The sequence below is a fragment of the Citrobacter braakii genome, assembly GCF_002075345.1.
Taxonomy (GTDB): domain Bacteria; phylum Pseudomonadota; class Gammaproteobacteria; order Enterobacterales; family Enterobacteriaceae; genus Citrobacter; species Citrobacter braakii.
In genome coordinates this window covers 231,980-246,588 of the sequence record NZ_NAEW01000004.1, presented here as the reverse complement: position 1 = coordinate 246,588, position 14,609 = coordinate 231,980, and the positions used below count along the sequence as shown (strand labels likewise).

Sequence of the window (14,609 nt, the reverse complement as noted above, 5' to 3'; positions counted from 1 at the left end):
CCGGTTATCATGCTTTAATAAAAACAGGCCCAAAATCTGGATTTTGTGAATGAATTAATGAGGTGAATAAATGAGATGGAATGATAATAATTGGAAATTATTAAGCTAAGGAGATGCAATTTGTTTACTTTGTATAATTCACGGGATTTTAGCCAAAGCGCCAGATTAGAAGACTTTGAAAAAATAATTTCACCTAAAGAAGGTATTAGGTTAGCAAGGATATATTATGAACTTGATGATGATAAAAATCAGCGCTCAACTATATTTGGCCTGCCACAGAGAAAATGGAATGTAAACCGATATTCTTCTGGTGCGTATGAAAGGCCCCCTATTGGTAGATGTAATCGCATTTATGATGAGATACAACACAAATTAAGCGTGGGCTGGATAATAGCGATAGATTATGATGAGCATTGGTCCTGGGACAGAAATCCTTTTTATTTTGATCAGGACGGGGAGTTAGTTTATGAACCATTTATGCCTGATGTATTCGACAGTATCTTCGCAGAGAGAGTAAGGAGAGCTTATCAGGAAACCCTCGACAGGGGACTGGAAAGAAAACCCAGACCCACTCAAAAGATTGAGTATGGTGCACCAGGTTATCTTGAACCCACACTAAAACCTCTTACCGTAGTACCAAGGCATTCATGTCCGGTTGAAGAGGATAAACCGTCTCGCGAACCTGTAGATGCAGGATTTTGTGTACTGCCCTATGATGCCACACCGTCATCTTTCGAATCCAGGTTTTTTATTAATCCTCCGGATGGTACACGTGAGTTATATCACAAGCTCAATCCAGATATAAAAAAACAACCGGGTTCAATTCTGCTTGTCGTTGATCCTGAAAAGCAAGATCAGCAACAGATTGAAACATTGCAAAAAGCGCGTGATCGAATTGATAACGCGCTTGCGCCATTAACACTGCCAGAAGCCCGTGTGTTACACGAAAACAGAGCTTCCGTAGATATTTTTTCTTCACAATTATACAGCGATGCTTTAGGACAAAGCGGGGATATCTTAGGTTACATAAAAGATACCGGTGGGGGGTATTATGAAGAAATAAATAAAACACTCAATGAAATACAGGCGCTTTATAAGAAAACATATAGTAGTAATTCTGGTCGTATTTCTGGAGAGGAGTTTTTTGGTCAACGAGAACGACTATTTAAAAAATTAGACGGTATTTTGAATAAATTCTCAAAAGAACGGCTAAATTTAAAACAATATGAAGATATAAAGCAGGCATTAGGTTTATCAACCAAATCGATTATGCATAAGTGGGATCAAACAGGAGTAAAGGATATTGAGGGATATGCAAGCTACATAGAAAAGTCAGCCAAACTGATAAAAATAATGAGAACAACAGGCTATGTAGGTGTTGGTCTTGATTTTGCGAGTTATACAACTAACGTTTATGAAGCTTGCGCAAAAGGACGTGAAAGCGAATGTAGAAAAGCAGCGATAACGGAGTACAGCAAATTCGGCTTCAAACAAACTGCAAGTTTTGCTGGCGGAGCTGCCGGGGGAATTATGGGGAGAGCCGCGTGTACATGGGTTCTGGGATTGATTACATCAGAAGCAGGAGGTATTGGCGCAAGTGTATGTTTGGTAAGTGGCATTGCTTCAAGTATTGCAGGAGGTAAATTTTTGGAAAAAATGGGTGAGAAACTAGGTGATAGGTTTGGTGGATTAGTGAATGACGATATTGATAATCCAGAACTTAAACTGTATGACCCAGATTCATTTAATGAAGCAGCAGGCATTCTAATATATGAAAAGATTTTTAACAGATAATCTAGATGTCATTAATATGAGCCTTGGCATAATGCTGGTTATTATAACTTTGATTTTAATACTTATTTCTTATGTGATAAATGATGAGAAGTATAAAAAAATAGTAATATTATACGAGGAGGAGTTTGGTCGTCTTCCTATCACTGCAAGTTTGGCGAGAACAGCAAGCTTAATTGGTACTCCCGGTATCTACTTTGCAAAAATAGATTTCATTATGTCTAGTCTGATTTTTCCCTATAACAGGGTTTTTAATAATGATATGAGTATTGAAGCATATCATTTTATTCGTTCCTTACTCAAAGAATTAACCACCGGGTTTAAAGTTGAAGCGGCGTTCTGGTTTGTTGAGTTTATTGTTCTGGCTTTTTTGGTGATCCTTTATTATTTTTTCTGAAAAATCTAATGTTAATAGGGACTCCAATAAACTAGAGTCCCTTTTTTATTTTTATTTTTATTTTTATTTTTATTTTTATTTTTATTTTTATTTTTATTTTTATTTTTATTTTTATTTTTATTTCAATGTCCCATATTCCTGATCAACAATCTCACCATAATTAGCGGCAGGTAATAACCCCACTAAAAAACAATTGAGTCACGTTAGGAGTTGGTGCGCAATCTAAGAGATCAGCTTCCTAAACTGTTAGTCGTCATAAGTAGTAGCGCCTTAAACCCAGACGGGCACCGCTGGTTAGATGTTGCCGCCACACGGCAACAAATCGCCCACCAAACGCCAATTTCGTGAAGCATCTTCCATTCCCTTAGGCTTATGCCATAAACAACCTCATTCACCTCCCGCAATGTTGTGTTTTTGCACGGTGAGGGTAAGAGGCACTCCTTCATATACTTTTCCCGTCAGTTCCCGAAAAGGCAGCGAGTCAGAATAAAACGGCCCTGAGCTGTACCAAAACTGCCACACACTAACCTCTCATTCTGATCACCCTACAGGTGCTGTACAGAATGAACTGGCGAAAGCCAAGATTCAGGAGTGCAACAATGAGTTCATTAAGTCAGGCGGCGAGCAGCGCGGAAAAACGCACTAACGCTCGCTACTGGATAGTGGTGATGCTGTTTATCGTCACATCCTTCAACTACGGCGATCGCGCCACCTTATCCATCGCCGGCTCGGAGATGGCCAAAGATATTGGTCTGGATGCGGTAGGGATGGGGTATGTATTCTCCGCTTTTTCATGGGCCTATGTTATCGGTCAGATCCCCGGCGGCTGGCTGCTCGACCGCTTCGGTTCAAAACGTGTTTACTTCTGGTCCATTTTTATCTGGTCCATGTTTACCCTGCTGCAGGGCTTCGTCGATATCTTCAGCGGCTTCGGCATTATCGTTGCGCTGTTTACCCTGCGCTTCCTCGTGGGGTTAGCCGAAGCGCCATCCTTCCCCGGCAACAGTCGTATTGTGGCGGCGTGGTTCCCGGCGCAGGAAAGGGGCACGGCGGTCGCTATTTTTAACTCGGCGCAGTACTTTGCCACCGTGATCTTCGCGCCAATCATGGGCTGGTTGACCCACGAAGTGGGCTGGTCGCATGTGTTCTTCTTTATGGGCGGTCTCGGGATTGTTATCAGCTTTATCTGGCTGAAGGTGATTCATGAACCGAACCAGCATCCGGGCGTAAACCAAAAAGAGCTGGACTACATTGCCGAAGGCGGAGCGCTGATCAATATGGATCAGGCGGCAGCCAAAGCCAAAGTGCCGTTCAGCGTGAAGTGGGGGCAGATCAAGCAACTGCTGGGCTCACGGATGATGATCGGTATTTATATCGGCCAATACTGCATAAACGCGCTGACCTATTTCTTTATCACCTGGTTCCCGGTTTATCTGGTACAGGCACGCGGTATGTCGATTTTGAAAGCTGGTTTTGTTGCCTCGGTCCCGGCCATTTGCGGATTTGCAGGCGGCGTGCTCGGCGGCATTATTTCCGACTGGCTGATGCGCCGTACCGGTTCGCTGAATATCGCCCGTAAAACGCCAATCGTACTGGGTATGCTGTTGTCGATGGTGATGGTGTTCTGTAACTACGTCAACGTAGAGTGGATGATCATCGGCTTTATGGCGCTGGCCTTCTTCGGCAAAGGTATCGGTGCGTTGGGATGGGCGGTGATGGCCGATACTGCGCCAAAAGAGATCAGCGGTTTGAGCGGCGGTCTGTTCAATATGTTTGGCAACATCTCCGGTATCGTTACGCCAATTGCTATCGGCTACATCGTAGGTACCACTGGCTCGTTTAACGGTGCGTTGATTTACGTCGGGGTGCATGCGCTGATTGCTGTAGTGAGCTATCTGGTGCTGGTGGGTGATATTAAACGTATCGAACTGAAACCTGTCGCAGGGCAATGATGATGACAACACAATCGAGTCCCATTATTACCGATATGAAGGTCATCCCGGTGGCCGGTCATGACAGCATGCTGCTCAATATTGGCGGGGCGCATAACGCATACTTTACCCGCAATATCGTCGTGCTCACCGATAACGCCGGAAATACTGGCGTCGGTGAAGCACCGGGCGGCGAAGTGATTTATCAGACGCTTGTGGACGCGATTCCACAAGTGTTGGGCCAGGAAGTCGCGCGCCTGAATAAGGTGGTTCAGCAGGTGCATAAAGGCAACCAGGCCGCTGATTTTGACACCTTTGGCAAAGGTGCCTGGACCTTTGAACTGCGGGTTAATGCGGTGGCCGCGCTGGAAGCCGCACTGCTCGACCTGCTGGGCAAGGCGCTGAACGTGCCGGTCTGCGAACTGTTAGGGCCAGGCAAGCAGCGCGATGCGGTCACCGTGCTCGGCTATCTGTTCTACGTGGGAGATCGCAGCAAAACCGATCTGCCGTATCTGGATAGCACGCCGGGCAACCATGAGTGGTATCACCTGCGTCACCAGCAGGCGATGAACAGTGAGGCGGTGGTGCGTCTGGCTCAGGCTTCGCAGGATCGCTACGGCTTTAAAGATTTCAAACTCAAAGGCGGTGTGCTGCCTGGCGAGCAGGAAATCGACACCGCTCGCGCGTTGAAACAATGCTTCCCGGATGCGCGTATTACGGTCGATCCTAACGGTGCCTGGCTGCTGGATGAAGCTATCTCCTTGTGTAAAGGGCTGAACGATGTTCTGACCTACGCCGAAGATCCGTGCGGCGCAGAACAGGGCTTTTCTGGCCGCGAAGTGATGGCCGAGTTCCGCCGTGCAACCGGTCTGCCGGTAGCAACGAATATGATAGCCACCAACTGGCGTGAGATGGGCCATGCGGTGATGCTCAACTCGGTAGATATTCCACTGGCCGATCCGCACTTCTGGACCCTTTCCGGCGCGGTGCGTGTGGCACAGCTATGCGATGACTGGGGACTGACCTGGGGCTGCCACTCTAACAATCATTTTGATATTTCCCTGGCGATGTTCACCCACGTCGGTGCCGCTGCGCCGGGCAACCCAACGGCGATCGACACCCACTGGATCTGGCAGGAGGGCGATTGCCGCCTGACCAAAAATCCGCTGGAGATTAAACACGGAAAAATTGCGGTACCCGACGCGCCCGGCCTGGGTGTGGAACTGGACTGGGATCAGGTACAGAAAGCGCATGAAGCCTATAAGGCGCTGCCCGGCGGCGCGCGTAATGACGCAGGCCCGATGCAGTATCTGATCCCTGGATGGACTTTTGACCGTAAACGTCCCGTTTTCGGCCGCCACTAATTTTGAATAAGGACTTAATTATGAGCGCACAATTTACTACCCCAGTCGTAACCGCGATGCAGGTGATCCCGGTTGCGGGCCATGACAGCATGCTGATGAATCTGAGCGGCGCACATGCCCCGTTCTTCACGCGTAATATTGTGATTATCAAAGATAACTCCGGTCATACCGGCGTGGGTGAGATTCCCGGCGGCGAAAAAATTCGTCAGACCCTGGAAGATGCCATTCCGCTGGTGGTGGGCAAAACGTTAGGTGAATACAAAAACGTACTGAATGCGGTCCGCAATACCTTTGCCGATCGTGATGCCGGTGGCCGTGGTTTGCAGACCTTCGATTTACGTACCACTATTCATGTGGTTACCGGGATCGAAGCGGCCATGTTGGATCTGCTGGGTCAGCATCTGGGCGTTAACGTCGCATCTCTGCTGGGCGACGGTCAGCAGCGTAGCGAAGTTGAAATGCTGGGTTACCTGTTCTTCGTCGGTAACCGTAACGCGACGCCGCTGCCGTATCAGAGCCAGCCGGATGAGAAATGCGACTGGTATCGCCTGCGTCATGAAGAGGCGATGACCCCGGATGCAGTGGTGCGCCTGGCGGAAGCCGCATATGAGAAATATGGTTTCAACGATTTCAAACTGAAAGGCGGGGTGTTGGCCGGGGAAGAAGAAGCGGAATCTATTGTGGCGCTGGCGAAACGCTTTCCACAGGCACGTGTCACGCTCGATCCCAATGGCGCGTGGTCGCTGAATGAAGCGATTAAAATTGGTAAGTACCTGAAAGGATCGCTGGCTTATGCGGAAGATCCGTGCGGTGCCGAGCAGGGGTTCTCAGGCCGTGAAGTCATGGCGGAATTCCGTCGTGCTACCGGTTTGCCGACCGCCACCAACATGATCGCCACCGACTGGCGTCAGATGGGACATACGCTGTCGTTGCAGTCCGTGGATATCCCGCTGGCGGATCCGCACTTCTGGACTATGCAGGGTTCTGTCCGCGTTGCGCAGATGTGTCATGAGTTTGGGCTGACCTGGGGCTCGCACTCTAACAACCACTTTGATATTTCGCTGGCGATGTTTACTCATGTTGCGGCGGCGGCGCCGGGCAAAATTACCGCTATCGATACCCACTGGATCTGGCAGGAAGGCAATCAACGCCTGACCAAAGAGCCGTTTGAAATCAAAGGTGGCATGGTGCAGGTACCGGCGAAGCCGGGTCTGGGCGTGGAGCTGGATATGGATCAGGTTATGAAAGCTCACGAGCTGTATCAGCAACATGGACTGGGAGCGCGCGATGATGCCATGGGAATGCAGTATCTGATCCCGAACTGGACGTTTGATAATAAGCGTCCGTGCATGGTACGCTAAGCGAACTGGGACCGCTCCCACAAAGGGGCGGTTTTTCTCCTGGTGTATGCTTAACACAGTCAACATGCGTAAGGATGCTTTATGAAAATAGTAATCGCACCGGATTCCTATAAGGAAAGTTTGAGTGCGCTTGAAGTGGCAACGGCTATTGAGCTGGGATTTCGTGAGATCTGGCCTGAGGCGAATTACGTGAAGATCCCGGTCGCGGATGGCGGTGAGGGAACGGTCGAAGCGATGGTTGCCGCAACGCAAGGCCACCTTGTGCATGTTGATGTTACCGGCCCTCTGGGTAAAACGATTCAGGCATTTTATGGTTTATCCGGGGATGAGCGTTCGGCGTTTATCGAAATGGCGGCCGCCAGCGGACTGGAGCAGGTTCCCGCAGGTTTACGCGATCCGCTGAAAACGACCTCCTGGGGTACCGGGGAGCTAATCCGTCATGCGCTGGACGCGGGCGTTGAACATATCATTATCGGCATTGGCGGCAGCGCCACCAATGATGGCGGTGCCGGGATGGTGCAAGCGCTGGGAGCAAAATTACTGGATGCGCAAAATAACGATATTGCTCATGGCGGGACTGGCCTTGAATCACTCGCCCGGATTGATATTTCTCAGCTAGACCCGCGTCTTGCCGCGTGCCGTATTGAAGTGGCCTGCGATGTGACTAATCCGTTGACCGGTGAAGAGGGGGCCTCTGCGGTCTTCGGTCCGCAAAAGGGGGCGACGCCGGAGATGATTCTTCGTCTTGATCGGGCGCTCACGCATTATGCGCAACTCATTGCCCGCGATCTGGACGTCAACGTGCTGGAACTGGCGGGTGGTGGCGCGGCTGGTGGTATGGGGGCGGCACTGTATGCGTTTTGCGGTGCGCAGTTACGCTGCGGTATTGAGGTCGTGACGGATGCGTTACACCTCGACGACTGCGTTGCGGATGCGGATTTAGTGGTCACGGGTGAAGGACGTATCGACAGCCAGACCATTCACGGTAAGGTTCCGGTTGGCGTGGCGAAGGTGGCAAAGCGTTACAACAAACCGGTTATCGGCATTGCTGGCAGCCTGACAGCTGATGTCGGTGTTGTACATGAGCATGGGCTGGATGCGGTTTTTAGCGTTATCTATACCATTTGCACACTGGATGAGGCGCTGAAGAACGCGAGTGAGAACGTGCGAATGACGGCGCGAAACGTGGCCGCGACCCTGAAAGCGGGTCAGCAATTACGTTGAATGATGTGGCCGGATAAGACGCGTGAGCGTCGTCATCCGGCAATCAGATCTTTACCCTAACAACTTCTTCGCTTCGCGCGCAACGTTATCCATTTCATCCAGAAGCTCTAAAAACTCAGGCTCCAGGTCTTCTTCTTTGCTCCCGCTACGTAATTGCTGCTCAATCAGCTGACACAGGTTTTTCATGCGGGGAACGCCGCTATAACCGCAACTGCCATGCAGTTTATGGATCATATCCACCAGTCCTTCAGGGTTTTCACCTACCAGCTGTTCTTCAATTTTGTTACGCACTTCGGGCAGAAAATCGAGCAGCATTTGCAGCATATCCCGCGCCAGATCGTTTTTACCGGCGGCTTGCCTTAACGCCAGTTGCCAGTCGAGTGTGGTATTCGGATTGACGACTGGTTCAACAGCGAGCGCCCTCAGCGATGAGCTCGCGCCGGGTTTGTAGCGTAACAGCAGATTATGCAGCTTATCTTCTTCGATAGGCTTCGCCAGGTAATCGTTCATCCCGGCGCTGAGCAGCTTCTCTTTTTGCCCAGCCATGGCATGCGCGGTGACCGCAATGACCGGCGTCTGTTGTTGATGAGGAAGCTGGTGGATCAGTTCGCAGGCGCGAATACCGTCCATGTCTGGCATCTGAATATCCATCAGGATGAGATCAAACTGCATCTGTTTGGCGCGATCCACTGCCTGATGTCCGCTGTCGCAGAGCACGACGTGCTGCACTTTATCTTCCAGCAGTGCGCCAATCAGCTTGAGGTTCGCCGGGTTGTCGTCCACCGCCATGACGGTCATCGCAATTTTGCTCTCGTCTAACAGTAGCGGAGCCGCGCTGTGGTTCAGTTGACAATACTCTGTCAACGCTGGCAGTAAGCGGGTTGAGGTTAGAGGTTTCAACAGGCACGCCGCCGCGCCGCCCTGCTTTAATTTCTCGGCGTTAATCTGCGCATGGCAAGGCAGAGCCAGTAACAAAAAGTCGGTCATCGCCGCTGCGCTTGCCAGCCGCTCATGCTGCATTGTGAGCGGTTCGCGTAAAGTGACCGGTATGCCAAGCAGCAGAATATCGTAGTGATCCTTCGGCAGCCCGGAGAATGAAGGGCTGTAAATCACCTCCAGCGGCGTTTCACTCAAGATATCTAACGTGCATTGCGCGGCTGTGGCGTTAGGTTCAACGTAGGCCAGCCGCTTTCCGGCCAGACAGTGCGTGGTTGAGCGATCCACGAGAACGTTAGGGTTGAGATCGAGGCTGATATGGAACCAGAACGTGGAGCCCCGGTTCGGCTGGCTGTGGAAGGAGATATCCCCGCCCATTTCATTGACCAGCTTTTGCGTAATGACCAGGCCCAGTCCGGTCCCGCCGTGGCGGCGGGAAATACTGGCATCGGCCTGGCGGAAGGCCTGGAACAGGCGTGACTGATCGCGCTCAGGGATGCCAATTCCGGTATCGCGGATTTGCACTTCAATTTGCACTTTCGTGTTACTGAGGGCGCGTTTCTCGACCAGAATGTCGATATTACCGCCTTCGGTAAATTTGATGGCATTGCCAACCAGATTAGTGATTACCTGCTGTAAGCGCAGCGGGTCCCCGATGACGTTGTCCGGCACGTCATTCTTAATATTTAGCGTCAGCTCAAGCCCTTTATCATGGGATGAGTGCGCTAACAGCGTGACGACGTCATCCAGCGTGCTACGCAGCGGGAATGGGATGCTTTCCAGAATCAGTTTGCCCGCCTCAAGTTTGGAGAAGTCGAGCACATCATTGATGATGGCCAACAGATTGTTGGCCGAGCGTTCAATCGTATTCAGGTGATCGCGCTGCGTCGTGTTGAGCTCGGTTTTAAGCGTCAGGCGGGTGAAGCCAATCACGCCATTCAGCGGCGTACGCAGCTCATGCGACATGTTAGCCAGAAACTCAGACTTAATACGCGCCGCTTCCTGGGCGCGTTTCTTCGCCAGATCCAGTTCGACGTTCTGGATTTCCATCTGCTCCAACGTTTCGCGCAGGTCAGAGGTGGCCTGGTCGATGTTGTGCTGCATCTCTTCATGGTAGGCCGCAAGTGACATCGCCATCGAGTTGATGCCATTTTTGAGCATATCCAGCTCGCCCAACATGAAACCTTCGACGCGGCTGTCGAGCTGTCCTCTACGTATTCGGTCAACGGTATTTACCATATTGCGAATCGGGCCAGTCACGTCGCGCATCAGACGCCAGCCAAAAATTAACGCAATACCGATACAAAACAGCATCATTACGCTGGAGATAAAGATCTCTTTATACTGCTGCAATCGTACTGACTTGAGGTCCAGCTCAAGCGCCACATACCCCAGCATATTTTCCGTATTTTTGGCGTCGCTGACGGCAGATTCATCCGGCGAATAGCTTTCCGATATAATTGGCGTTCGTAGGATCATGATATCCCCGAGCCGGGTGACGCTCAGCTTACGGGGAAATGGTGAACCGGTTGCCAGCTGCATTTCAGACGGATCGAGATGAAAATTGGATGTGACAAACAGCCGGTTATTCTCGTCATAGACAGAAATTGCCCGCACGATATCGGAATGGCGACGATGCAGCACGCTGATAAGTTGGCCGATGGATTCTCTGTTTTGCAGATTCATGCCATATTCGCTGGAGACCGCGAGTGGCTCAATGATGCTGGCGCCAGCATCTTCCAGTTGACGCTGCAAGTCGTTATAGCGATGCACAACAAAAAAGATACTGAGCAGCAAACCAATCAGGACGGTCGGGGCCAGGATCAGAATCATCATGCGTGCGCGCAGGCTGTAGTTGGTCATGGAGTTCCGTTATGGGACAATTAGGGTCACACTGTTAAATAGAGATATATCTCGTCGATGGCGCAATTCTACTCTGCAAAACGACGCGTGACGACGCGTCAGATCATAACCGTTACCGTCAATGACCTTGATCCTTTCGGCCAGGGCGTTGCTCGCCATAACGGAAAGGCGTTGTTTATACCGGAATTGCTACCTCAGGAAAGCGCCGAGGTGGTGATTACCGAAGATAAAAAACAGTTCGCCCGCGCGCAAGTAAAACGACGTTTAAACGACAGTCCGCAGCGTGAAGTGCCACGTTGCCCGCATTTTGGCGTGTGCGGCGGCTGCCAGCAGCAGCATGCCAGCATCTCGTTGCAGCAGCGTAGCAAAAGCGCGGCGTTGTCGCGTTTAATGAAATGTGAAGTGTCGGATGTTATAGCTGATACCCCGTGGGGCTATCGTCGTCGCGCCAGGTTGAGCCTGAACTATCGGCCAAAAGAACAAAAATTGCAGATGGGGTTTCGCAAATCCGCATCCAGCGACATTATCGATGTTAAACAATGCCCTATTTTGGTGCCCCAGCTTGAAGCGCTCTTGCCCCACATCCGGGCGTGTCTGGAAAGTCTGCAAGGGTTACGCCATCTTGGTCATGTCGAGCTGGTGCAGGCGGGGAGCGGAACCCTGATGATTTTGCGCCACACGGCGCCATTAAGTGTTCAGGATAAAGAAAAACTGGAATGCTTTTCGCATTCTCAGGGGCTGTCTTTGTTTCTGGCCCCGCAAAGCGAGATACTGGAATCAATATCAGAAGAGTCGCCCTGGTATGACTCAAATGGACTACGGTTAACCTTCAGCCCGCGTGATTTTATTCAGGTCAATGAAGGGGTAAACCAACAAATGGTGGCCCGTGCGCTCGAATGGCTTGATGTGCAACCTGAAGATCGCGTACTCGATCTGTTCTGTGGAATGGGTAATTTTACCCTGCCGTTGGCAACCCGGGCTGCAAACGTGGTGGGGGTGGAAGGGGTACCGGCGCTGGTGGAAAAAGGCCGGGAAAACGCGCTGAATAACGGATTACACAATGTGACATTCTTTCATGAAAACCTTGAGGAAGATGTTACCCGGCAGCCGTGGGCGAAAAACGGATTCGACAAAGTATTGCTCGATCCTGCGCGTGCGGGGGCTGCAGGTGTGATGCAACATATTATAAAATTAGAACCTATACGCGTTGTTTATGTATCCTGTAACCCGGCAACGCTGGCTCGTGACAGCGACGCTTTGCTCAACGCGGGATATGCCATACGGCGACTGGCGATGCTTGATATGTTCCCGCACACTGGACACCTGGAATCAATGGTCCTGTTTGAGCGTATGTAATAAATTTTGTACCCATTGGATTTCGGGTGGTAATGCAGCGTGAAAGACAATGGGTATGGCTTGTCGACTTCGACAGGCCAGGCCCCTTAAGGAGAGGACAATGGTTGCGGTAAGAAGTGCACATATAAATAAAGCTGGTGAGTTTGATCCAAAGAAATGGATCGCGAGTCTGGGGATCTCCAGCCAGCAGTCGTGTGAACGCTTAGCCGAAACCTGGGCGTACTGCCAGCAGCAGACACAGGGGCATCCGGATGCGGATCTGCTGTTATGGCGTGGCGTGGAGATGGTTGAAATACTCTCCATGTTGAGCATGGATATCGACACGCTGCGCGCAGCAATGCTGTTCCCTCTGGCAGATGCCAACGTGGTCAGTGAAGACATCCTGCGCGAGAGCGTGGGCAAATCCATTGTTCATCTTATCCACGGCGTGCGGGATATGGCGGCAATACGCCAGCTTAAGGCCACTCATACCGATTCAGTCTCTTCCGAACAGGTCGATAACGTTCGCCGCATGCTGCTGGCTATGGTGGACGATTTCCGCTGTGTGGTCATCAAGCTGGCCGAACGAATTGCACATCTGCGTGAAGTGAAGGACGCTCCAGAAGATGAACGCGTTCTGGCGGCAAAAGAGTGCACCAATATCTATGCGCCGCTGGCCAACCGTTTGGGTATCGGGCAATTAAAATGGGAACTGGAAGATTACTGCTTCCGTTACCTGCACCCGGCTGAATACAAACGTATTGCCAAGCTGCTGCACGAACGTCGCATCGATCGCGAGCATTACATTGATGAGTTCGTCGGTCATTTGCGCTCAGAGATGAAAACGGAAGGCGTCAAAGCCGAAGTGTACGGACGTCCGAAACACATCTACAGCATCTGGCGCAAAATGCAGAAAAAGCAGCTGGCCTTCGATGAACTTTTCGACGTGCGCGCGGTGCGTATCGTGGCGGAGCGTTTACAGGACTGCTATGCCGCGCTCGGGATAGTGCATACTCACTATCGCCATCTGCCGGATGAGTTCGATGACTATGTCGCTAACCCGAAACCCAACGGCTATCAGTCAATTCATACGGTTGTGCTGGGACCGGGCGGGAAAACCATTGAAATTCAGATCCGTACGAAACAGATGCACGAAGATGCCGAACTGGGCGTTGCGGCACACTGGAAGTACAAAGAGGGCACCGCTTCAGGCGTAGCGCGTTCTGGTCATGAAGATCGTATTGCATGGCTGCGTAAGCTGATCGCCTGGCAGGAAGAGATGGCGGACTCTGGCGAAATGCTGGATGAAGTCCGTAGCCAGGTCTTTGATGACCGAGTGTACGTCTTTACGCCAAAAGGCGACGTTGTGGACTTACCTGCGGGCTCCACACCGCTCGATTTTGCTTATCATATTCACAGTGATGTGGGGCATCGTTGCATTGGCGCGAAAATTGGCGGGCGCATCGTACCGTTTACCTACCAGCTGCAGATGGGCGATCAAATTGAAATTATCACCCAGAAACAGCCCAACCCAAGCCGCGACTGGTTGAACCCTAACCTCGGCTATGTCACCACCAGTCGGGGGCGTTCGAAGATCCACGCCTGGTTCCGTAAACAGGACCGCGACAAAAACATCCTTGCTGGCCGCCAGATCCTCGACGATGAGCTGGCGCATTTAGGCATTAGCCTGAAAGAAGCGGAAAAGCACCTGCTGCCGCGCTACAGCTTCAATGAGCTGGATGAGCTGCTGGCGGCGATTGGTGGGGGGGACATTCGCCTCAACCAGATGGTGAACTTCCTGCAGGCGCAGTTTAATAAGCCAAGCGCAGCCGAACAGGATGCCGCCGCGCTGAAACAGCTTCAGCAGAAAACGCAGGCGCCGCAGAGTCGCCGTAAAGACGACGGTCGCGTGGTGGTGGAAGGGGTGGGTAACCTGATGCACCACATCGCGCGCTGCTGCCAGCCGATTCCAGGCGATGAAATTGTCGGGTTTATCACTCAGGGCCGCGGTATTTCCGTGCACCGGGCGGATTGCGAACAGTTGACCGAGCTGCGCTCCCATGCGCCGGAACGTATTGTTGATGCGGTTTGGGGTGAAAGCTACTCGGCAGGATATTCGCTGGTGGTTCGCGTCCAGGCCAACGATCGCAGCGGCTTATTACGTGATATCACCACGATTCTTGCCAACGAAAAGGTGAACGTGCTGGGGGTTGCCAGCCGGAGTGATACCAAACAGCAACTGGCTACCATCGATATGACCATCGAAATCTATAACCTGCAGGTGCTCGGGCGCGTGCTTGGCAAGCTGAACCAGGTGCCGGATGTGATCGACGCACGTCGTCTGCACGGTAATTAATTATTTTATAGGCCAGATAAGTTTGCATGCCTGGTGAGGCGCGTTAGCGTT

General features: G+C 51.3%; 9 protein-coding genes. 8 read left to right on the top strand and 1 reads right to left on the bottom strand.

Annotated features, from left to right (window positions below; genetic code table 11):
• Positions 1-120 precede the first annotated feature (120 nt).
• From BZK42_RS29270 to BZK42_RS11020, 6 genes are all read left to right on the top strand, one after another.
• Positions 121-1,794: a DUF8093 domain-containing protein gene (locus BZK42_RS29270; protein ID WP_227021723.1), complete on the top strand. Its 1,674-nt coding sequence runs from the start codon at positions 121-123 to the stop codon at positions 1,792-1,794.
• Positions 1,772-2,188 (top strand): hypothetical protein, encoded by a 417-nt coding sequence (locus BZK42_RS11040; protein ID WP_080859159.1) that lies wholly within the window; start codon positions 1,772-1,774, stop codon positions 2,186-2,188. The genes BZK42_RS29270 and BZK42_RS11040 overlap by 23 nt, the downstream gene beginning before the upstream one ends.
• Before the next feature lie 599 nt (positions 2,189-2,787).
• Complete coding sequence (gudP, locus tag BZK42_RS11035; protein ID WP_016154241.1) at positions 2,788-4,140, top strand: galactarate/glucarate/glycerate transporter GudP; 1,353 nt, start codon at positions 2,788-2,790, stop codon at positions 4,138-4,140.
• A gap of 2 nt (positions 4,141-4,142) precedes the next feature.
• Positions 4,143-5,483, top strand: coding sequence for an enolase C-terminal domain-like protein (locus BZK42_RS11030; protein WP_029139643.1), 1,341 nt, complete (start codon positions 4,143-4,145; stop codon positions 5,481-5,483).
• Between the two features lie 20 nt (positions 5,484-5,503).
• Positions 5,504-6,844: a glucarate dehydratase gene (gudD, locus tag BZK42_RS11025; RefSeq protein ID WP_016154239.1), complete on the top strand. Its 1,341-nt coding sequence runs from the start codon at positions 5,504-5,506 to the stop codon at positions 6,842-6,844.
• An 81-nt stretch (positions 6,845-6,925) separates the two neighbouring features.
• On the top strand, positions 6,926-8,068 hold the full coding sequence (locus BZK42_RS11020) for a glycerate kinase (RefSeq protein ID WP_080859158.1): 1,143 nt from the start codon (positions 6,926-6,928) through the stop codon (positions 8,066-8,068).
• A 51-nt stretch (positions 8,069-8,119) separates the two neighbouring features.
• Here the strand turns inward: BZK42_RS11020 and barA are convergent, their stop codons facing one another.
• On the bottom strand, positions 8,120-10,867 hold the full coding sequence (barA, locus tag BZK42_RS11015; RefSeq protein ID WP_046276146.1) for a two-component sensor histidine kinase BarA: 2,748 nt from the start codon (positions 10,865-10,867) through the stop codon (positions 8,120-8,122).
• 57 nt (positions 10,868-10,924) lie between these two features.
• On the opposite strand from barA, the gene rlmD reads away from it, so the two are divergent.
• Positions 10,925-12,223, top strand: a complete 1,299-nt coding sequence (gene rlmD / locus BZK42_RS11010; protein WP_016157350.1) for a 23S rRNA (uracil(1939)-C(5))-methyltransferase RlmD — start codon at positions 10,925-10,927, stop codon at positions 12,221-12,223.
• A gap of 100 nt (positions 12,224-12,323) precedes the next feature.
• Positions 12,324-14,558, top strand: coding sequence for a GTP diphosphokinase (gene relA, locus BZK42_RS11005; protein ID WP_016154235.1), 2,235 nt, complete (start codon positions 12,324-12,326; stop codon positions 14,556-14,558).
• Positions 14,559-14,609 lie beyond the last annotated feature (51 nt).